Source organism: Desulfitibacter alkalitolerans DSM 16504 (assembly GCF_000620305.1).
GTDB classification, from domain to species: domain Bacteria; phylum Bacillota; class DSM-16504; order Desulfitibacterales; family Desulfitibacteraceae; genus Desulfitibacter; species Desulfitibacter alkalitolerans.
In genome coordinates this window covers 855,528-878,061 of sequence record NZ_KK211100.1, presented here as the reverse complement: position 1 = coordinate 878,061, position 22,534 = coordinate 855,528, and the positions used below count along the sequence as shown (strand labels likewise).

The 22,534-nt window shown below is 39.5% G+C and carries 18 protein-coding genes; 16 read left to right on the top strand and 2 right to left on the bottom strand.

The window, feature by feature from the left end; genetic code table 11:
* Positions 1–10: 10 nt before the first annotated feature.
* From K364_RS0110055 to K364_RS23560, 4 genes are all read left to right on the top strand, one after another.
* The gene (locus K364_RS0110055; RefSeq protein ID WP_028307921.1) at positions 11–856 is read left to right on the top strand and encodes an ATP-binding cassette domain-containing protein; all 846 of its coding nucleotides are present in this window, start codon (positions 11–13) and stop codon (positions 854–856) included.
* Between the two features lie 42 nt (positions 857–898).
* Positions 899–2,089: a phosphonate metabolism protein PhnM gene (gene phnM, locus K364_RS0110050; protein ID WP_028307920.1), complete on the top strand. Its 1,191-nt coding sequence runs from the start codon at positions 899–901 to the stop codon at positions 2,087–2,089.
* Between the two features lie 123 nt (positions 2,090–2,212).
* Positions 2,213–2,911, top strand: a complete 699-nt coding sequence (locus K364_RS0110045) for a phosphonate C-P lyase system protein PhnL (RefSeq protein ID WP_028307919.1) — start codon at positions 2,213–2,215, stop codon at positions 2,909–2,911.
* A gap of 16 nt (positions 2,912–2,927) precedes the next feature.
* Positions 2,928–3,752, top strand: coding sequence for an inositol monophosphatase family protein (locus K364_RS23560; RefSeq protein ID WP_051533946.1), 825 nt, complete (start codon positions 2,928–2,930; stop codon positions 3,750–3,752).
* A gap of 17 nt (positions 3,753–3,769) precedes the next feature.
* Here the strand turns inward: K364_RS23560 and K364_RS26195 are convergent, their stop codons facing one another.
* Complete coding sequence (locus tag K364_RS26195; RefSeq protein WP_084295689.1) at positions 3,770–3,928, bottom strand: DUF1540 domain-containing protein; 159 nt, start codon at positions 3,926–3,928, stop codon at positions 3,770–3,772.
* A 192-nt stretch (positions 3,929–4,120) separates the two neighbouring features.
* Between K364_RS26195 and rarD the strand changes: the two genes are divergently transcribed.
* The 7 genes from rarD (at position 4,121) to K364_RS0110000 (ending at position 14,170) form a co-directional block, all read left to right on the top strand.
* On the top strand, positions 4,121–5,050 hold the full coding sequence (gene rarD, locus K364_RS0110030) for an EamA family transporter RarD (RefSeq protein ID WP_028307918.1): 930 nt from the start codon (positions 4,121–4,123) through the stop codon (positions 5,048–5,050).
* A gap of 129 nt (positions 5,051–5,179) precedes the next feature.
* A complete protein-coding gene (locus K364_RS0110025; protein WP_028307917.1) occupies positions 5,180–6,022 on the top strand; it encodes a DegV family protein in 843 nt (280 codons plus the stop codon).
* Between the two features lie 79 nt (positions 6,023–6,101).
* Positions 6,102–8,117, top strand: coding sequence for a DNA methyltransferase (locus K364_RS23555; RefSeq protein WP_051533945.1), 2,016 nt, complete (start codon positions 6,102–6,104; stop codon positions 8,115–8,117).
* Between the two features lie 114 nt (positions 8,118–8,231).
* Positions 8,232–9,950, top strand: a complete 1,719-nt coding sequence (locus K364_RS25580) for a putative glycoside hydrolase (protein WP_051533944.1) — start codon at positions 8,232–8,234, stop codon at positions 9,948–9,950.
* Between the two features lie 86 nt (positions 9,951–10,036).
* Positions 10,037–10,762, top strand: coding sequence for an N-acetylmuramoyl-L-alanine amidase family protein (locus tag K364_RS23545; RefSeq protein WP_169734752.1), 726 nt, complete (start codon positions 10,037–10,039; stop codon positions 10,760–10,762).
* Positions 10,763–10,939: 177 nt separating this feature from the next.
* Positions 10,940–13,150 carry a PAS domain S-box protein gene (locus K364_RS25575; protein WP_169734751.1) on the top strand — a complete coding sequence of 737 codons (2,211 nt, stop codon included), beginning with the start codon at positions 10,940–10,942 and terminating at the stop codon, positions 13,148–13,150.
* Positions 13,151–13,180: 30 nt separating this feature from the next.
* Positions 13,181–14,170 (top strand): 2-hydroxyacid dehydrogenase, encoded by a 990-nt coding sequence (locus tag K364_RS0110000; protein WP_028307916.1) that lies wholly within the window; start codon positions 13,181–13,183, stop codon positions 14,168–14,170.
* A 281-nt stretch (positions 14,171–14,451) separates the two neighbouring features.
* On the opposite strand, the gene K364_RS0109995 is transcribed toward K364_RS0110000, so the two are convergent.
* Positions 14,452–15,201, bottom strand: a complete 750-nt coding sequence (locus tag K364_RS0109995; RefSeq protein ID WP_028307915.1) for an SDR family NAD(P)-dependent oxidoreductase — start codon at positions 15,199–15,201, stop codon at positions 14,452–14,454.
* A gap of 253 nt (positions 15,202–15,454) precedes the next feature.
* Between K364_RS0109995 and K364_RS0109990 the strand changes: the two genes are divergently transcribed.
* The 5 genes from K364_RS0109990 to K364_RS0109970 all read left to right on the top strand — a co-directional run bounded on the left by K364_RS0109990 (position 15,455) and on the right by K364_RS0109970 (position 22,328).
* Positions 15,455–17,350, top strand: coding sequence for a DUF294 nucleotidyltransferase-like domain-containing protein (locus K364_RS0109990; RefSeq protein WP_028307914.1), 1,896 nt, complete (start codon positions 15,455–15,457; stop codon positions 17,348–17,350).
* Between the two features lie 79 nt (positions 17,351–17,429).
* Positions 17,430–19,058, top strand: a complete 1,629-nt coding sequence (ggt, locus tag K364_RS0109985) for a gamma-glutamyltransferase (RefSeq protein WP_028307913.1) — start codon at positions 17,430–17,432, stop codon at positions 19,056–19,058.
* Positions 19,055–21,205: a M20/M25/M40 family metallo-hydrolase gene (locus K364_RS0109980; RefSeq protein ID WP_028307912.1), complete on the top strand. Its 2,151-nt coding sequence runs from the start codon at positions 19,055–19,057 to the stop codon at positions 21,203–21,205. Before ggt ends, K364_RS0109980 begins: the two co-directional genes overlap by 4 nt.
* Before the next feature lie 146 nt (positions 21,206–21,351).
* Positions 21,352–21,753 (top strand): hypothetical protein, encoded by a 402-nt coding sequence (locus K364_RS0109975; RefSeq protein WP_028307911.1) that lies wholly within the window; start codon positions 21,352–21,354, stop codon positions 21,751–21,753.
* A gap of 86 nt (positions 21,754–21,839) precedes the next feature.
* On the top strand, positions 21,840–22,328 hold the full coding sequence (locus K364_RS0109970) for a coiled-coil domain-containing protein (RefSeq protein WP_028307910.1): 489 nt from the start codon (positions 21,840–21,842) through the stop codon (positions 22,326–22,328).
* Positions 22,329–22,534: the final 206 nt, after the last annotated feature.

Here is a 22,534-nt window from a genome sequence, read left to right as displayed (position 1 = left end):
GGTGAGGGAAATGGATTCTAATGAACAGCCAGTTTTACTCATAGATAATTTAAATAAACAATTTGGTATGGGCTGTGTGAATTGTGCTAAAGAAAAGGGAAAGCTGAATAAAAACTACTGTCCAGCGTGTCAAACTGTTTATGCGTGTCTGGATGTTACATTTCAACTATACAAGGGAGAGATTCTTGGTGTGGTGGGAGAATCAGGCTCTGGCAAATCTACATTAATGCGCTGCCTGTATTTTGATGAGGATGTCACAAGTGGTGCGGCCTTTATGCTGGATTATGAAGGCTGTAATGTTAATGTTTTTGCCCAAAGCTCTCAGCGGAAGAAATATATTAGGGATAACCTGCTTGGAATGGTCTATCAGAATCCATATTTGGGCTTGCGAATGGATTTTTCTTCTGTGGGTAACATTGCTGAAAAGCTTATAGCCGCTGGCGCCAGAAGGGTTGAGTTTATGAATACAAGAGCAACGGAATTGTTGGACCATGTGAACATCTCTCATTATAGGATGAAAGAGCCGCCAAAAAATTTTTCCGGTGGTATGCAGCAGAGAGTACAAATTGCCAAGGCTTTATCTAATAATCCTCCTGTTTTACTTTTAGATGAAGTAACAACAGGCTTGGATCTTTCAGTTCAGGCTAATGTTCTTGACCTGATCAAGGATATCCAAAGGAAATTAAAAATTAGCATGATTGTGGTTTCCCACGATTTGGCTGTAATTCGTATGCTGGCAGATAGAACCATTGTCATGCTAAATGGAAGAATAGTTGAACAGGGTCTTACTGATCAGATCCTGGAGGACCCTCAACATCCATATACCCAACAACTAGTTTATTCATTGCTGCTATAGTCAGAGAGTAACAAAACGAGAAACTCTTAGGAGGGGAAAACAATGCATTTAATTATTAATGGGCAAATAGTTCTAGAGGATACTATCCTGCATGACCATGAGTTATTAATTGTTGATAAAATAATTGCACTAATTAGGCCTGCGGGAGAAATTTCCCCTGAGGATTTGAATGTTATTGATGCAAATGGGGGGTATGTTTCTCCAGGTTTTATAGATATTCATTCTGATTATATAGAACATATGGCTTCACCCAGACCAACAAGCATTCTGGATTTTAAAATGGCCATCAGGGAAGTGGAAAAACAATTGGTCAACCAGGGCATAACGACCATGTATCATTCTTTATCCCTATTTAAGGATTCCCTATTCCCTAATAAGAAAATAAGAAGTACAGAAAATGTGAAAAGATTAATTGATCTTATTGAAGAGACAAATGGGGCAGGTGGCTTGATACATCATAAATTTCACGCGCGGTATGAAATAGACAATGTTGATGATGTAGAATATATATTAAAGTTTGTTAGAGAAAATAAAATTCATCTGCTGTCATTTATGGATCATACTCCTGGCCAGGGTCAGTATAGAGACCTGGCTATTTATAAAGAAATTATTAAGGGGTACCAGGATATGGAGGACCATGAGGTGGAAAACCATATTTACAATGGTCAAAATGCCCAAAAGCTTGATTTAGAAACAATTATAAGGATTGCTAAAATAACTAGAGAGCACAATATTGCATTAGCTTCTCATGATGATGATACCATTGAAAAGCTAGATCTGGTAAAAAGCTTTGGTACAACTATTTCTGAATTTCCCATAACCATGGAAGTTGCCAGGGCTGCAAGGCAGAGAGGTATGTACACTGTAGCAGGAGCTCCTAACGTTCTGCTGGGTGGTTCTCATTCTGGCAATTTGTCTGCAGTAGAAGCTATTAATGAAGGATGTATTGACGTTTTATGTAGTGATTATTATCCGGCATCGTTATTACATGCTGTTTTCATGCTTCATAAAAAGTTTAAAAAAGATCTTGCAGAAATGTTTAGATTGGTAACAATTAATCCTGCGAGAGCAGTTGGTATAGACAGGGAGTATGGCTCCATTGGTTATAATAAGAAAGCAAATATTATTATCATTGAGGAAATTGAAACCGGTTTTCCAACAATCACAGCGGCTTTTGTCCATGGTAAATTAGTTTCCCAGCTTAATTATCCTCAGAGGAATCTAGCAGTATGATTAGTGAAAAAAGATTATCTGAGGAGCCAACTATCCATGAGGATTAAAGAGCGTTATAATGATTTTCTTTTAGAACCAGAAGCTTTTGTGAATAAATACTATAAAGAATAGGTGAAATTCCATATGGATGAAATAATTAGAATAGAGAACCTAACAAAGGATTTTGAACTCCATAATATAGGCAAAAGAATTAAAGGCTGCAGCAGAATAAATCTTTCGTTATATAAAGGGGAGTTTGTTGGTATCACCGGCAGAAGCGGTTCAGGAAAATCTACAATCTTAAAGTGTATATATAGAACTTATATTCCCCAACATGGCAGTGTGTGGTACCACTCAGATGCTTACGGGCTAATAGATTTAACCATGGCCTCTGAAAGACAGATTATTAATCTGCGCAAAAGAGAAATTGGGTATGTTTCTCAGTTTTTAAATATAATGCCCAGAACCACGGCTAGAGAAATTGTGGAGCAAGCCCTACTTGAAATGGACTGGGATTTAAATCATGCAAAAGGACAGGCACAAAAAATTCTTGAGCATTTTGAATTAGACCAGGAGTTATGGGACATTTACCCTAAATCTTTTTCAGGTGGAGAAAAGCTTAGGTTGAACATTGCCAGGGCAATGGTTAAAAAACCCAGGCTTCTCCTTCTGGATGAGCCTACTGCTTCACTAGATAATGAATCCAAGCTGCGGGTTAAGGTTCTCCTTGAAATGCTAAAAACAGAAGGAACTTCTATCATAGGTATTTTTCATGATCTAGATTTTATGGATGGCCTATGTGACAAAGAGTTTAACATGCAGGCTGGAAAACTAATATGCTAGTGATGGGGGAGAGAGTATGGTATTCCATTTAAGCGAAGCTGTAAACATGGCCAAGTCCATGGTAATTAGAGCTGGTGGCTTATTAAAGCATGCTGCGAGCAGGGAGATAGCATGTAATTATAAAAACCATGATCATAGAGATCTGTTAACTGAATTTGATGAAAGAGTTCAGAGCCTTGTAATTGCAGAGCTTAAAAAAAATTATCCAGACCATAAATTTATTTCTGAAGAAAAACATAATAATGGAGACTTGACAGGTTATGTTTGGATACTTGACCCTATCGATGGAACCACTAATTTTGTATGTTTTAAGAAAAATTTTTCCATATCCCTGGCCCTGTATAAAGATGGCAAGCCTGTTTTTGGCATAGTATATGATGCTGTAAATGACGACCTTTACCAGGGCATATCTGGAGAAGGAGCTTATTTAAATAATAAGAGAATCAACAACTTAACTCGAATCCCATTAAAAAATTGCATTATAAACATTAGTCTTAATAGCATTGAAGAATTATATAATAAATATAGAATTAAAATATTCAATCTGGCCAAAGATGTAAGAGGACATAGATATTTTGGTGCAGCTTCCCTGGAGCTTTGCAAGATAGCTACAGGTGAATTGAATATTTATATTTCAACTAATCTAAAATCCTGGGATTTTGCTGCAGCAGGAATTATTCTTAATGAAGTTGGTGGGTATTATGGGGGTATTGATCATATGAAGTTGGATTTAACAGGTAAGCCAACAGCTTTAGTGGCATGTTCATCGAAAGAGCTTTATCACGTGGTGTTAGAAAAGGTGTTTCAACAACCCTCTCTCTATAAAGGTACAAGAGAATAAACCAGGCTAAGCCTGGTTTATTCTCTTGGCTGAAATGATTGACAGCATGTGTTATCAGAGGTTTCACAAACTCTACTTTCTAGACTTGAACGCACTTCAATATTTGGCGCCTTGCAGCCGCCTACCTGATCATTATATACACATTCCTCTATCTGACAGTTAATGTCATCTGGCATTTCATATCACCTCCTGGTAGTTGTTATTGTTCCGATTTAGCTATTTATATATTCCTGAAAAGGTAAAAAAACAGCCACATTCATTGGAAACTAGCTAAGGGATAGCATGATTTTTTCTATTGAAATGCCGGGCTTTTTTGCGTATGATTAATTAAGTGCATTATAACGGCCACTTAAAGGAGCAATGAATAAATGGAAGGTTCAAAAATAAGTGAAAAAACCCTTGGATTTATCTATGGTCTGCTTGCATTTACTGCATGGGGCTTTTTGCCTTTATACTGGAAAATGTTAAATCAAATTCCAGCTGGTGAAATTCTTGCCCATCGCGTGCTGTGGTCCTTTGTCTTTATGACAGGTATTATCATGGTTTTAAAAAAGCTAGGCTCTTTAAAACAATACCTTTTAGAGAAGAAAAAATTAGTGGTAATTGTCATATGCTCACTGCTTATTTCAATAAATTGGTTCACCTTTATCTGGGCAGTAAATTCTAATTACGTTATTGAAGCAAGCATGGGGTATTATATCTTACCCATTGTATCGGTTTTTCTTGGAGTAGCTTTTTTAAAGGAAAGAATCACATTATGGCAGTGCCTGGCAGTGGGGATGGCTTTAATAGGTATTCTTATAATAACTGTGGAGTATGGAAGAGTGCCATGGGTTGCCCTTGTGCTGGCAGTATCTTTCGGCCTATATGGATTGGCCAAGAAACTTCTTAAAGCTGAACCCATTTTTGGTCTAGTTCTGGAAACTGCAATAATAACTCCCGTTGCAATAGGATATATTATATTCAAACAATTCCAGGGTGTGGGGGCCCTGGGAGAAGCCTCTTTGGCAGTAACCCTTTTACTAATTGGTGCAGGAGTAGCTACTGCCACGCCCCTGCTCTGGTTTGCTGAAAGTGCAAAAAGGATTGAGCTGTCAACCATTGGTTTTATGGAATATATTGCTCCAACAATAAGCCTGTTTCTGGGAATATTTGTATTCAAAGAGGATTTTACCAAAATCCATTTTATCAGCTTTAGCTTCATCTGGATAGCAATAGCAATATACTCCTTTGCCAAGTATTCAGCTTTTAGAAGAATTGAACAACTGCAGTCAAAAGATAAGGTGCTGCAGTCATAAGTGAAAAATTCATAATAATAATAAAAAATTTTCAGGTATTTGGTAGGATTTTACTTTCCCTGTGTAGAAAATAATTATAGCAGGGCATAGAAAACAGGGCTCAGGAACTAAAAGTAGGAGGTGTAATTGGTGACAAAAATTCAAATAATTACAGATAGCATGACAGATGTACCCCAGGATATCAGGGATAGATACCGGATTATGGTGGTGCCTTTAAAGGTCCATTTTGGTGATGAAGAATACAAAGATGGTGTTGATTTGACATATCCTGAGTTTTATAAAAAACTCTCTGAAGCCAGGGACCTGCCTAGAACCTCACAAATTACTCCACCTGAATTTTTGGAAGTATTTCGACAAGGGTTAGCTGAAGGTAAGGAAATATTGTGTATTAATGGCTCTTCCCGGGCTAGCGGCACACATCAATCTGCTGTTTTAGCAAAAAAGGAACTAGATAGTGATAAGATAGACGTGATTGATACTCTGGGTTTGTCCTTTGGTGGGGGTATGCTTGTCTATGAAGCGGCAAAAATGGCTGAAGCCGGGGCAGCAAGGCAGGAAATAGTTGAGCAGCTGAACAGTTTAAGGCCAAAGGTTGACCACATATTTACAGTAGATACATTGGAATATTTGAAAAAGGGTGGAAGATTAAACCCCATGAAGGCTACTATTGCTAACATCCTTAATATCAAACCAATCTTAACGGTAGTTGATGGACTTGTAGAGCCCCTTGACAAGGTTAGAGGAAGTAAAAAGGTCATTCATAAGATGATAGAGCTTGCAAAACAAAGGGGAGGAGACTTCTCTAATAAGACTGTTGCCCTCGCCCATGCCATTATTCCTGAAAAGGTAGAGGTATTCAAGGAGGAAGTTGCAGATGTGTTGAAACCCAGGGAAATAATAGTTGCAGAAATAGGCTGTACCATTGGAACCCATGCAGGACCGGGAACACTGGCAATTTTTTATTATAAGTAATATGCGCCCATCTCATTAAAAACTGAATAAAACTTTGAATATATCGCTGCTCCATAAATCCATAAGGGAGTGAGAAGGTATGCAGTCTTCTTACGATTATAGGGAGATACTTTCAGCAATAAAGCATAAAGAAGGTTTTCCAAAAGGCACTTTTCAGGATATACTCTTTCTATCAGACCTACCTCATTACACTCTGGGACCAAATCCATATATACGGAATTTCATCAACCAGTATGGAAAGCCTTATGATGAAAGCTGTGATAACTATCAAAGCCAGCCCTTTGCCGCAGATGTTGTGGAGGGCAAGAATGACCCTATCTATAGAGCTCACTCATATCACACCAAGGTGCCTTATAAGGCGATAATGAAATATATCCTTCATTATACGGAGCCTGGAGATATTGTCCTGGATTGTTTCTGCGGAACTGGCATGACAGGTGTTGCAGCTCAAATGTGTGGATGCCCTGAAGAGGATCTGGCCAGGCAGATTGAAAATGAAATGGGTACTGTAAGGTGGGGAGGCCGTAATGTTATCTTAAATGATTTATCCCCAGCAGCCACATTTATTGCCTATAACTATAATATTCCTGTAAACATCCCAGCACTTCAACAGCAGGCCAGAGAGATTTTAGAAGAGGTAAAAGCAGAATGTGGCTGGATGTATTATACCAGGCATCTAGTAAACGGCTGCCTGCAGCAGGATGATGCAGGGGAGCCTCTTATGGGCCGGATTAACTATACCATCTGGTCAGACGTATTTATTTGCTGCCATTGCACCAGTGAGCTTATTTTTTGGAAGGAAGCTTTGGATGTAACCACTGGGAAAGTAAAGGCAGATTTTTTGTGCCCCAACTGCAAAAAATCGGTTAATAAATTTAAAATGGAAATGGTTAAACAGATTCCAGCAGCAATCAATTACTCAATAAAGGGAAAAAGATACGAGAAGGAACCTGACAGCCACGACCTGGAAATTATTAGACGTATTGAAGCAATGGAGATTCCCTACCCCTACCCCCAATGCAAAATGCCAGAGGGTCACAATACAGCCCAACCAAGAAAATCCCATGGCTTAATCCATGCACGTGACTTTTATACAAAAAGGGCCCTGTATGTTTTAGCTGCCTTTGCTGATAAAGCCAGGAAGAAATCAAGCAGATTATTATGGTTTGTTACAGCTGTTACTGAGGGCTCATCCAGGCTAAATCGCGAAAGACCGTCAGGTCTTCCCAGCAAGCTCAATGGAACACTATACATCAGTTCAATGATAAGAGAAATTAATGTTTTAGACTTTCTAAGCAGAAAGATAAAAAGATATAAGACCTGCAGTGGTCAGGGTCAGACCATAATCCAGACAGCTTCTGCTACAGATTTAAGCACCATTGCAGATAATAGCTGCGATTATATTTTCACCGATCCTCCCTTTGGCGGCAATATTATGTATTCAGAGCTGAATTTTCTATGGGAAGCCTGGCTTGGCGTATATACCAACAATCATTTAGAAGCAATTATTAATAAAGTGCAGAAAAAGGATTTAAATCAATATCAGCAGCTCATGGAAAGCTCCTTTAAAGAAATGTATCGTGTTCTAAAGCCAGGAAGATGGCTGACTCTGGTTTTTAGCAATTCTAAAAACCAGGTATGGAATGCAATTCAGGAGGCACTGTTTAAGACTGGCTTTATCATTGCAGATGTTAGTATATTAAATAAAAAGCAGGGGAGCTTTATACAGGTTACCACTAATTCTGCCATGAAGGAGGACCTTGCTGTCTCAGCGTATAAACCCAAAATATCTGCTGAAGAAGTAAAACTAAAACCAGGGACTGAAGAAGGTGTATGGGACTTTGTAAGCAGATATCTGGAACGTCTGGCAGCGGAGGAGGCTTCAGGCAGGGCAGTTATAAAAGAACGGCAAAAATATACTATTTTTGACAGAATGGTTGCCTTTCATTTAGAGAACAACCTTACAGTTCCCATGGGAGCAATAGAGTTTTTCAATGAACTGGACCGGAGGTTCATTAATAAGGATGGTTTATATTATAACCTTTTATTCCCAGCAGTGTTAAATTGTAAGAAACTAGGAACAAAACTAACCTAATATCTACTTTTCCATCAATCTGGATTGCTGCCCCCTTATATTAGGATTAGACTTATACTCCCGCCTGGCATACATTATATACAGGGAGAAATGTCGTTTTAAGGGGGATTTTTCATGAATTTGTTGACAAAAAAGTATGCGTTTCCTTTTATCATCACTTTTCTGGTGCTTTTTAGTCTGGCCCTTGCTGGCTGCTCACTTTTTGTAGCGGTAGATGAAGGAGAGGCCGACAAGCCGGGGCAAGAAGAGGCTGGATCAGCAGGAGAAAAGGAGATTGACCTGGAAGAGCAAAAAAGGCTTGAGGAAGAACGCATTAGAGAGGAAAGACGTCTAAGAGAACTGTCATTAAAGGAGGAGCTTGGAGCGTTTTTCGTCCCCCTGCCGCCACTAGAGCAAACAGAAAATCCACCTGTTAAAGCCAGGGGTATTTATCTAACAGGTAATAGTGTTGGTGTCAGTGAAAGGTTTAACAGACTAATGGAGCTGGTAGAAGCAACTGAGCTTAACTCCATGGTAATTGATGTGAAAAATGACCATGGATTGATGAGTTATAGAAGTGAAATTCAGATAGTACAGGAAGTGGGTGCCAATAGATCAGTACCCATTTCTAATATTGCCTCGGTAATGGAAGAGTTAAAGAAACGGGACATTTATCCAATAGCCCGTATTGTAGTTTTTAAGGACCCGCATCTAGCAGAGCAAAGGCCTGAATGGGCAATCCAAAGAAATGGTGGAGGCATCTGGCGTGACAATAAGGGTGTTGCCTGGATAAACCCTTATGAGAAAAAGGTATGGGATTATAATATAGCAATAGCTAAAGAAGCTGCACTACTGGGATTCAGGGAAATACAGTGGGATTATGTTAGATTTCCCGAAAACGCCAGAAGGGTGGATAGAGAGGCTTTTTATCCAGGTGAGGATGGACTTGCCAAGGATGATGCAATCAAGGCTTTTCTGGAATACGCCAGGGAACAGCTTGAAGAATATAATGTACATATAGCTGCAGATACCTTTGGTGTAATAGCCACATCATGGGGGGATTCAGACAGGATAGGGCAAACCTGGGAAAAGGTTGCAGTAAATGTTTATTATAATTGTCCCATGATTTACCCCAGTCATTATGGTCCAGGATACTTTGGCTTTGCAGTCCCTGATGCCCATCCGGCAGGAACGGTAAGAAGGGCACTGACAGATGCCATAAAGAGAAATGCGCCAGTTGAAAATCCAGCTATTATTAGGCCCTGGCTCCAGAGCTTTACAGCAACCTGGATACCGGGACACATTCCCTATGGCGCAAGGGAGGTAAGGGCACAAATAGATGCTGCTTTGGAGCTGGGAATTGATGAATATTTAATATGGAATGCAGGCAATCGTTATATTTCTGAGGCTTTTCTGACAGAAGAGGAGTTTCAAAAGAGAGCAGACGAATATAGAGAGGCCAGAGAAGCAAAGGGCAGTGATGTATTGGGTCGAAATGCCAAAAAAGCACTAGATGATTTTATGAGTGCTGTAAAGAGGAAGGATTGGAGAGAAGCGTTGGTGCTCCATGGTACTGATTTTACCATAGGCTATGACGAGTATAGGAACTGGATGAACAGCTGGTCAGGTGGATTAGTGTCCTATGCTGTTAAATCAGAAGCCCAGGAGGCTGATAAAACCATATATGAGCTGGATGCAGTTGTGACAGTGGATAATACAGACCATGGGCTAGCAGGACAAGTATTCCAGGTCTATAAGGAAAATAACATCTGGAGGGTAAAGCCCCCCGCTGAATTTATCAACCTTTTATCCACCTCCCCAAATAATAACCAAAATAATGGAGAACAAAATTGAAAATTAAATATATGTGAAAATAGGGGTAACCATGTATGTTTTCCCCACATAATATAAAGCAGATTGACATCTTTCTGGGGGTTAGTATGAGTTACAAAACAATTGTTATAGACCCTGGACATGGGGGAACAGATCATGGAACATCATTTGGAAGTATTAGAGAGAAGGACCTGGTACTGGATATATCATTAAAGCTTAGACAAGAATTAGCAAAAACAGGCTATAATGTGGTTATGACTAGAGACAGGGATGTAAGCATCACCCCAGCTGTAAGAATCGGGATAATAAAAAATAGTGGTGCTGCTCTATGTATATCTAATCATATTAATGCTGGAGGGGGTAGAGGTACAGAAATAATTCAAAGCATCCACAGCAACGGTCGGCTCGCTGCAATTTTGTTGGAGAAAATTGTGGAAACGGGCATGACGAGGCGACGGATATACAGCAGGGAATCAACCATGTTTCCGGGGCAGGACTATTACTATATAATAAGAGATGCCAAACCGGTAGAAACGGTTATTGTTGAGTATGGCTTTATTGATAATGAAGAGGATAGGCGACGCCTTATTCAGGAGAGACTTAGACTTGAACTGGCAAAAGCCGTGTCAAGTGGTATAGATTTATACCTGAAAGATATGCACGTTGTAATTGTGGATTTAGATGGCCAAAGCAAGTCTTTTCCCGGTGATAAAAAGCAGCTTATTAATGGACGATGGTATCTAGAAGCAAGAGCATTTACAGAAATGGCAGGAGGCAGGGTAACCTGGGACAGTCAGGAACAAAAAGCAGTGTTTGACTTTAGTAGAAAATAAATTAGCAGAAAAATGTTTTTTGGAAAACTTCCTAAAATGGAAGTTTTTTTATTTTTACCTTCTGTTTTAAGCATAATTCGACAATGGACATGGTATATAATAAAAAAGAAAAAACAGCTAAAGTGGGAAAATATGTCATTTAAAATCTCATATTGGATGAAGTTGGGGGTTTATGAATTGAGGATTAGGAAAAGGATTTATTTAACTCTGGGGGTTATTTTTATTAGTTTAACAGCCATTATTACTACAAACATCAATCATCATATAGTTGAAAATCTTATCTTTTTTCAATTTTTTATGGGAATGGTTACGGTTTTTTTAGTAGTATTCTTCTTGGAAAGAAGTATTCTTTCCCGGCTAATACAGCTAAGCAGGGAAATAAAAGCCATTGGTGAAAGCTATGATCTGGCTAAAAGACTGAGATTTGCCCACATGGATAATGAATTTGGAGTTGTAGCAAGAGAAATTAATAATATGCTCCAGAATATACAGGATTCCCACAGTATGATTAGAGCTAGTGAGGAAAAGTATCGTACCTTGATTGAGCAAGCTATAGATGGAATATTTATTGTAGATGAAAAGGGAAATTATCTAGAAGTTAACAGCAGTGGATGTGAATTAGTGGGTTATACAAAGACAGAATTAATACAGATGAATGTTATTGATTTAATTCCAGAGGAGAATAAAAAAACAGAAATTAACGATTTCAAAAGACTTGTGGAGGGGCATAGTCTTTTCAAGGAATTATGTATTTTAAGAAAGGATGGAACACTGGTTCCAGTGGAGCTATCAGCAAAAAAACTATCCAATGGAAATCTAATGGCTATTGTGAGAGACATTGCTGAAAGGAAAAAGGCAGAGGATGACCTAAGGGAAAGTGAAAAGAGATTTCGACTTATAGCCAGCAATTTTCCTGACGGTTTTATAATTATTCATGATGAAAACTATCGATATCTAATGATCGAGGGTATGGGTATGGAAAAAGCGGCTATTTGTAAAGAGCACCTGGGAAAAACAATATACGAGACTTTACCCCAGGAAAAGTGCAAGGAAATGGAACCCCACCTACAGGCTGCCTTTAATGGAAACCAGTCGTCCTTTGAAATTACATTAAATGACCAGACGTTTCTCAATACAGTAGTACCTTTTCACAGCAAAGAAAAGGTATATACCATAATGAGGGTGGTACAAAATATTACAGAGCGCAAGCTCATGGAAAGTGAGCTTATTAAAGCAGACAAGCTGGAAGCAATAGGTCTGTTGGCTGGAGGTATTGCCCATGACTATAATAATCTTTTAACCATTATGCTTGGAAACGTGACCCTTGCAAAAAAGTATAAGGACATAAATAAGATATATGAAAAGCTTGACAGCATTGAGAAGGTTACGCTCCAGGCAAAGGACTTGACAAAGCAGCTATTTGTATTTGCCAAGGGTGGAGCACCATTAAAGAAAACCTTATGCATTAAAAACTTGTTAAAGGACAATGTAAATATGGCTTTAAGTGGCTCAAATGTCAGCTGCAAGCTTTCCCTGGACCAAAACTTATATCCTGTAAAGATTGATGAGGGGCAGTTCAGCCAGGTTATAAGTAACATTATTATCAATGCTGTACAGGCCATGCCAGAGGAAGGAAACCTGTGGGTAACGGCTGAAAATATTAATATGAAAAACGAGAAGAGAAGCCATTTCATACCCCTTGGGGATGGAAAATATGTTAAAATATCTATTAAAGATGAAGGTATTGGTATTTCCAGGGGTGACCTGCATAAAGTCTTTGACCCCTTCTTCACCACCAAGACTGGAGGTACAGGCCTGGGTTTGGCTACTTCCTACTCAATAATTAAAAAGCATGATGGATTTATCAAAGTAGAATCTGAGGAAGGCAGGGGCAGCAGTTTTTATATTTATCTTCCCATTTCAAGGGATAGTGCCTTTAATAGGGATGATGAAGCAGTTATTTATGGCAGCGGAAGGATATTGTTTATGGATGACGAAGAGGGAATAAGAACTCTTGCTGGTGAAATGCTGTCTACCCTTGGCTATGAACATGAATTTGCTTTATGTGGCGAAGAAGTAGTTGAAAAATATCTCTTTGCCAAGGATACTGGCAATCCCTTTGATGCTGTCATAATGGATTTAACCATTCCCGGGGGAATGGGTGGAAAGAATGCAGTTAAACATCTGCTTACCATTGATAGTACTGCAAAGGTGATAGTTTCCAGTGGATATTCAAATGATCCGGTTATGGCCAATTATAGACAATATGGTTTTAAAGGCATTATAGCTAAACCCTACAAGATAGAAGAGTTTTCAAGGGTACTGCACCAGACTATTTACAATGATAAACAAGACAAGGGGACGGTTCCTCTGTCTTGTTTTGGTTGAATCCCCAATACATTGATAAGGAGGAACAAAATGAAACCTAAAGTATTCATAGCAACACCTATTCCAATTGAAGTTGAGAGATACATAGGAGAGCACTGCCAATATTTTAAATGGGAAGGCAAACACCCTATTTCCCGCGAGGATTTGCTGAAAGCACTAGCTGAGAATAGTGATATTGAGGGGTTGATGCTTAAGTATCATAAGATAGACAGGGAGCTCCTTGACCTTGTCCCCAATCTAAAGGTTATAAGCAATGATGCAGTAGGGTATGACAATTTTGATATTGAACTCATGAAAGAAAAGGGAATAATAGGAACAAATACACCATCTGTCCTTGATGAAACTGTAGCAGATACAACTTTTGCACTAATGCTGGCAGCGTCAAGACGGATTGTGGAGCTTGATAGATATGTTAAGGATGGCCATTGGGTAAAGGGGCCAGAGGAACGATTTTACGGCTATGATGTCCATGGAGCTGTCCTTGGAATTATAGGAATGGGTAGAATTGGCGAAGCAGTTGCAAGACGGGGCAAGCTTGGTTTTAATATGAGTGTTGTTTATAATAACCGTTCCCAAAAACCTGATGTGGAGGCCAGGCTTGGGGTAGAATATAGGCCCTTGGACCAGCTCCTTAAGGAATCTGATTTTGTAGTGCTGCTGACACCCCTGACCCCTGAGACTAAATATTTAATGGGTGAAAGGGAATTTTCCTTGATGAAAGAAACGGCTGTTTTTGTTAATGTGTCCCGAGGAAAGACTGTTAATGAAAAAGCACTTATCAAGGCTTTACAGGAAGGAAAAATTTATGCAGCAGGCCTGGATGTGTTTGAACAAGAGCCGGTAGATCCCAATAACCCCCTACTTAAAATGAAAAACGTGGTAACAGTTCCCCATATTGGTTCTGCAACGGCAAAAACCCATCATGCAATGGCTGCCCTTGCTGCAAAAAACCTGGTAATTGCATGCACTGGGGGAGAACCTCCCAACCTGGTAAAGGAATTCACACTCCCGTCTATATAGCTGCAGCCTATATAGCTATACCGCAGGAGCAATTCATAAGTTAGGGGCCATATCTCCATTATAAAGCATGACCACAAAGGAAGATGTGCCCCCTAACAAGAGTTTTTTACTTTCTTTTTACCATTACACCAGCCTTTTCTTCCAACACCTAGTCATCTCTTTGCCCATCATTCCCAAACCGATAAAACCAATCTGTGTCATAGGAGACCTCCTCTATGTATTATTGATACATTTTACTTTTTACTTTAACTTAACTTTAAACTTAACTTTAAACTTTACTCCTATCTTATACTCCTACCACCATCAACCGGCATGGCAATACCAGTTATAAAGGATGCTTCATCACTGGCTAGAAATAATGCTGCATAAGCTACTTCAAGAGCTTCTCCAAATCGTCCCATGGGGCTTTTAGCAAGGAGGGCATCTATCATTTTGTCTCCTGCTTTTTTAAACACATCCTCAAGCATTTTTGTTTTTATGCTGCCCGGACAGATGCAATTAACCCTGATACCTTTATCTGCGTAATCCATGGCCATTGCATGGGTTAAGGAGACCATACCGCCCTTGCTTGCACAGTAGGCCGCTAAATTAACATTACCCCGGATACCATTTATGGATGAGATATTGACAATTGAACCGCACTTTTGCTCCAGCATATATGGTATTGCATATTTGCTGCACAAAAAAGCACTGGTTAAATTAACATTGATAATTTTTTCATATAGTTTCAGGGGTGTATCTACAACAGTCCCAGATGGATTTATCCCAGCATTATTAATAAGTATATCCACCCTGCCAAAACTCTCAATTGTCCTTTGTACTATTTCTTTGGCTCCGGCTTCTGTAGATACATCAGACTTAACAAAGAGAATATTATCCTTACCTTTAATAAAATCCTTATTTTCTTCAGACAAATCATTAATATCTCCTAAAACTACCTTTGCACCCTCCTGTTGAAATAATAAGCCGGCAGACCATCCAATACCTCCGCCACCACCTGTGATAATAGCTGTCTTATCCTTTAATCTCAAGAAGTTTCCCCCTTTTGAAATATAATATAACTTTCAATCTTATGTAACCATTCTACAGTATAATTGTAACTCCTGCTTTATGTTCAATGAATTAGGTGCCTGCATATATAAGGAATCTAAATGTCGTTATAAATGTTTTTTAAGGGTTTTACATAAAAAGGATTATCACGTGAAGGAAAACCTGGCTGGGAAATAGAATAATATATATCAAGAATAATTTTCAGAAAATTTACACTATGGAGGAGGTTGTTTTATGGAGTGTATATCTTTCCTGCAAAATACGCGACCCTTTATTTCTTTGCCCAAGGTTACCCTAATTCAGATATGCTCGCGGTTAGAATTGAAGAAATATCCCCAGCACAGCTTTATTTTTAAGAAGGGAGAGCCCTCACACAATACACTATATATTGTTTTTAAAGGATTGGCCGAGGTTATTGTCTCTATGGAAAACCAGGATATTGGGGTATCCTATAGGAAACCCGGAGATTTCTTTGGAGAAACTGTTTTTTTAAGCGGCAATACATATCCGGCTTCTGTAAAAGCAGTCGAGGATTTACACTGCTTTTCATTGGATAAGGAAACCTTTGAAGATTTATGCGTAAAGCATCCGTGCTTTGCCAAGCATTTTAGCCATATTCTTTCAGAAAGGATGCGCTCAGTATATCAGGAGCTTGTCATGAATCAGACCTATGAAGTTTCCGGATTAGAAACAAATCTGTTCAGACATTCTCTGAAGGAGATGATGAGCACTCCTGTGGCTACCTGCTATGAAAATGAAAAGGTGCAGAAGATTGCTGAGACAATGAAAAACAAGAATATTAGCTCTATAGTGGTGCTGGATAATGATGATCGATATTTGGGGATTATTTCTGAGAAGGATCTGGTTGGAAAATGTCTTACTGCATGCATGCCACCTGCAAGCTGGCCAACTGCCAAGGAGGTAATGGATGCCCATCCCATTGAGCTTTCACCAGAGGCTTCCTTTCATCAGGGTCTTTTAGCAATGACCAAGAACAAATGCAAGCATGTGCTTATCACAGAAAATGATGAATTAAAGGGAATTGTATCAATGGGGGATATGGTTAGATTCAGGAGCATGGGAGCCTTCAGTATTATAGATGAAATTGAAAGCCAAAATAGTCTTGAGGGCTTAAGGGCTTTAAAACCCCAGGTGGATAATGTTCTAAAGGCCTTAGTATCAGAAAAAGCCCCCCCAGTGGAAATATGTGAATTAATAACAGAGTACAAAGACAGGATTACGAGAAAAATTATAGAATTATGTGAGCAGGAGATGTTTAAGGAAGGGTTAGGGTATCCTCCAGCTGATTACTGCTGGCTTACTTTAGGCAGTGGTGGACGTAAGGAGCAGCTCCTGACCATGGATCAGAACAATGCAGTCATATTTGACAACATATCCTCTGAAAAAAATGGGTTTGTCAAGGATTACTTTTTGAGGCTTGCTGGCAAGGTAGTACAGGGTATCGAGAAAAGCGGCAACGCAAAATTCAAGGGTGACATAGCTGCCCATGATGCCAGGTGGTGCAACAGCCTGGATGGCTGGGAACAAATTGTAAATAAGTGGGCCCATGATTTAAATTCTGGTGAAGTGACGTTAATAACCAATTTTCTTGATTTTAGACCTGTTTATGGAAGAAAAAAACTAGCTGATAAGTTAAAAATGCTGGCAATGTCAGCACTTTCAAAGCCGGAAATGCTCCAGCTTATGTTACAAGAGGAAGTTAACAGTGAAATTCCTACAAAGCTATTTAAAAGGGTATTAATTTCACAGGATGTACACAATACACATGATTTTGAAATAAACTTAAGAACCCAGGCGTGCATGCATGTGGTTAGATGTATTAGAATATTATCCTTAAAAGAAGGTATAGCCGAAACTTCGACTTTAAAAAGACTTCAGCAGCTTATGAAAAAAGGCGTGCTTCCAAGGGAGGATGCTGAATATATTGAGGCTGCATATCAATCTCTGGTAGTTTTTAGGTTGAAGAGCAACCTGGATAAGCTAAAGGAAGGAAAGGAGCCTGACGATTTAATAAGAACCAGTAGGCTCAGTAAAATGCAATACTTGGCATTAAAAGAAGCTTTAATCGCCGTAAGTCAGCTGCAAAGCTTTACAAAGTCCGTTTTCTAGACAAAGAATAGAATTATATTAGGACTTTTATCAAAAAAACCATTAAATCAGGATGAATTTAAGGAGGCTTAAGTGCATAATGATAGAAAAAGACAAAACAGCCAGCAGCCCATATGGAATGGTATCTACTGCATCTGGCCCAGCTACCGATGCTGGAGTTCAGATGCTTGAGAAAGGGGGAAATGCAATTGACGCAGCTGTGGCTGCTGCATTTTGCCTGGGAGTTTCTGAGCCTCAAGCATCTGGCATGGGGGGGCAGAGCATGGTTCTGGTTCATCTTGCAGAAAAAAATAGAACCTTTATCCTGGATGGTTCTTCCAGGGCCCCCTTTGGTATTCATCCTGAGAACATCATTTCTTCTGAAAAGTTAAAATACGGAATTACAGCAACTACAGTTCCTTCAACTCCGGCTGTGTTGGGATATCTCCTTGAAAATTATGGGGCGTTAACTTTAAAGGAGGTTCTTGAACCTGCCATTGCCGCAGCCCAAGAGGGTTTTAGAATAAGCTCTCTGCAGCATACATTAATTAACAGGGAGCTTAAAAAGCTTGCCTGCGACGAATATTTTCGTAAAAACTACTTGAAAAATGATAAACCACCAAATGCAGGAGATATTGTTAGGCAGCCTGAGTTAGCTAAATGCATGGAAAGAATGGCTGTGCATGGATGGCAGGATTTTTATCATGGTGAAATAGGAGAATTAATCTTAAAGGATATGGCAGATAGGGGTGGATTAATATCCCAGGCAGATTTAAGCCAGATACCCATACCCATAGAAAGGCAGGTACTTGAAGGAAGCTATCGAAATAATAGAATTGCTACCTTTCCTCCCCCAGGTGCTGGAAGGGCCTTGATAAAAATATTAAATGTCATGGAAAACTTTCAGCCAGAGGAGCTAGAACCAGAGACTCCCCTGGCCAGCCTAATTTTTGCCCTTACCTTTAAAGCAGCTCTGCGTACAAGGCAGAAAATGCCTGTTGACCCAGATTTGTTCTTCCAACTGGCAAACAAGGTAATGCTTGATAAGGAATATGCCAAAGAAATTGCCAAGAGATTAAAAAAATCCATAACATATTGCTTGCCTGAGATTCCCCATCCTAAAACCTCAGGAGAGACTACCCACTTGTCAGTTGCTGATAAAGATGGAAATATGGTTGGAATTACCCAGTCAATTGAACTAGTTTTTGGGAGTAAGACCACAGCTAGTGGCCTGGGCTTTTTCTATAATAATTATATGAGTGCATATGAGTACAAGGACATGACCCATCCTTACTACCTGCTGCCTGGAGCTCGTCCATGGAGCAGCGTTGCACCTACAATTATATTTGAGGAGGAGAAACCTAAAATTTTGTTAGGCAGTCCAGGCAGTGAACGCATTGCAACAACCCTTGCCCAGGTTATTAGTCGTTTGTTTGATGCCAAGCAAAACCTTTCCATGGCAGTTGTTGGACCAAGGCTTCATTCTTCCAGCAATGGAAAGGTACAGATTGAACTTAAAAGGTTTCCTGAGGAAACCATCAACACCTTAAAAAGGGCGCGCTTTGATATTACAAAGCGTGGAGCATATAGCTTTTATCTGGGCTGTGTACAAGCAGTGCTTTATGACATGGATAGTAATAGGTTTTTTGGGGTGTCTGATCCCAGGCGTGATGGAACGGCAAGGGGACCAAGGTCTGTTGCTGCATTAAAAAGGGGTGATTCTAAATGAAGGTAGCAATAGTATACAATAAAGACAGTCAAGCCGTAATAAATCTCTTTGGTGTACCAAACCGAGAAAAATACGGATTACAAACAATTAATAAAATAAGAGATGCAATTAAGGCAGGGGGCTATCAGGTTAAAACCTTTGAAGGTGACAAGAATATTATACGCAAGCTTGAAGAGTTTATGCCCTCGGTAATATCAGGTGAAAGGCCTGGACTGGTATTTAATTTAAGCTATGGTATTCAAGGACGGTCTCGATATACTCACATTCCAAGCATACTGGAGATGCTGGGGGTTCCCTATGTGGGGTCTGACCCCCAAACCCATGCTATTGCCCTGGACAAGGTAGTCACAAAGATAATTTTAAAGGAAAAGGGACTTCCTACACCCAAATTTGCTGTGTTGGAAAATCCAGAAGAACCCCTTACAGAGGATCTTTCCTATCCCCTTATTGTAAAACCCAAGGATGAAGCTGTTTCCTTTGGACTTCGTATAGTCAATAATGAGGAAGAGCTAAGGGAGGGTGCCAGGGTAATATATGATATGTTTCAGGGAGCGACCCTGGTGGAGGAATACATTGAGGGCAGAGAGGTTAATGTTGGGCTTCTTGGCAATGACCCTGTTGAGGCACTTCCCCCTGTGGAGCTAGTCTTTGGTGAGGGTGAGCAGATTTATACCTATGAGGATAAGGTGAACCGAAGCGGCAGAGAAATTGAAAAAATCTGCCCTGCACCCTTATCTGAAGGGGAAACTAAAAAAGTTCAGGAGTTAGCAATTGCTGCATTTAAGGCAATAGGCTGCTTTGACTGTGCCAGGGTAGATTTTAGACTGGACAGGGAAGGCAACCCATATATTCTGGAGATAAATTCAATGCCAAGTCTTGGCAGAGGCGGCTCTTATGTTTTTGCTGCTGAAAAAATGGGTTTGGATTATGGAACTCTGGTTAATGCACTTCTTGAAACTGCAGCAAAAAGATATTTTGGAACCTCCATAATGACCCCTTTTATAAATGAAAGGCACAATAAGAAGGAAGCGGATATATTTCGTTACCACACCAAGAATAGAGATAAAATGGAAGAGGATTTAAAGCTGTGGACTAATCTACCCAGTTGGACTGATGATGCAGTGGGGTTAAGCACTGTTGTTAGAAGGTTTGAAGAAAGGCTGGCAAAACTGGGGCTAAAGCCAGTGGAAGAGTTTACAAATGGACGTTCTGCCTGGACATGGCAAACTAAAGCAGGCTTAAACTATGGCACCCTTCTTGTTGTTCCTGTGGATGTTCCCAGGGACAGGGGAGGATATCCCGTTCCCTTTCGCAAGGATCCGGAATGGCTCTATGGCGAGGGTATAGGTTCGAGCAGGGCAGGTATTGTGTGTATTCTGCAAACCCTTGAAGCTTTGCGCTCAATTAAAAAGCTTCACACATCAAACCTGGGAATTTTTATTTATTCCGATGAGGGCAGGGGTATGCGCTACAGCAGTTCATTTCTAAGAAAAGCTGCCGGCACAGCCCGTCAGGTTCTAGTGCTGCAGCCTGGTTTCAAAGAAGGCAAGGTTGTGGATCAGCGTAGAGGATCTAGAAAGTTTAGCATCCTTGTTGAGGGAGGCTCTCTTAGGATTGGCTCAAGGGGCAGCCAGCCTGATGTTCTAACGTGGTTTCTGCAGAGAACAGATAAAATAATGGCCCTTAATCAGCCGGAAAAAAAGCTGTCTGTTGCTGTTCAGGAGATAAACTCTGAAAGACACAGTATGCTGTTGCCCCATAGGGTGAGGGCTACATTATATGTTACTTATTTAAATAGTACCCTGGCTGATAGCACTGAGAAGCAAATTGAAGAAATTTTTACAGGAGATACTAAGGGGGTTAACGTGTATATTGAAAAGCTTGAGGATAGAGCCCCCCTATTAAAAAATAAAAACAAAAACCATGTTCTTACAAATCTTAAAGCCATTTGTGAAGAGTGGAAGCTGCCCTTTGGGGTGGAAACAAGCCTGCTTCCATCAGCCGGAGGTGAGGTGCCTTCCAGGGTGCCTGTTGTATGCGGCATTGGCCCCGCCTGCAAGGATCTTTATACTCCAAATGAGGCAGTCCATCGTGGTGAGCTTTTACAAAGGGTTTTACTGCTTACATTACTTTTATTAAAGGATTAAAGCTCTCTTCACCAGTATCTTCTGAAAAGCCGTCATATACAGCATCCTATGGCGGTTTTTTCAATTTCTTTGCATTTATATTAAGAAATTGGAAATAATGGAGAACAAGACCAAACATTAAAAGTGAGAAGGCAAGGAATAAAAACATGAAAAATCCAAGATATTTAAAAGATCCAGGATATGTAGTTTTATTAATTGCAATTGTAATAGTTAGTATGTTATCTACTAATGCCTGTACTCCAAAAACGTATGTTACAGTGTCAGATGTGTTGGCAAAAGGCAAACCGGGTGATTCTGTGAAGTTTTACTCAGCTCAGGTTGTAGATATATCCTATAGTCCAATCATGCAGCAGACTGGCTTCTATTTAAAAACCCATGAGTCCAATGACCTTATAACTGCTGTAGCAGCAAATGCAGTTATAGATAATGGACTTGAAAGAATAAAAGCAGAGGAAAAAGGGTTGATGTTAAATATTTCCGGACAAGTAGCCAACCATGATGTCCTTGGACCATTAATCTTTATTCATGAACTGGAGGTAATTAACTAAGGCTAAAACTCTATTAGCTGATTGACAACTAAATTTACTTCATATATATTTCAAAGTATGAGAGATAGTTTATTGGGGGTGCAAAAATGTCAGATAAGGAGCTCCTGAACAGTATACTTAATGAAGTAAGTTTGACCAGGGATAAAGTTAATTCAATTGACAATGAAATCAAGTCATTAAAAGGCAATGTAGAAGCAATTGACAGTGAAATCAAGTCATTGAAAAACAATGTAGAAGCAGTTGACAGTGAAATCAAGTCATTAAAAGGCAATGTAGAAGCAGTTGACAATGAAATCAAGTCATTGAAAGGCAATGTAGAAGCAGTTAACAGTGAAATCAAGTTGATGAAAAATGATTTAGAATTGATTAAAACTCAGCAAAAAGAAGATCACTTGATATTAAAAGCATTAGAACATAAGGCAGACATAAATAAAGCAGAACACGATCAAATGATTAATAATATTGCTTATATGGAAGGTGCCATCAATAACGTTAAAGAAAATATTGGTGCTATTAAAGAAATTATAGGCAGACATGAGGTAGATATTACAGTATTAAAAAGAAGGCCTGTTTAAAAGATTTACCCCCCATTAACAATTAGTGGGGGGATTATTTATGCTAATCAATAATACCCTATGCCCAGATATATGGAAAAACAATGAAGATTCTATTTTTTGCTGTTCCTTATGATACAATATATACTAGAGTGCCTATCCAAGAAGCAATTCCATTCATCAGGCAGAACTGCATTAATTTATGATGTATTGTTAAGGGGAAAATG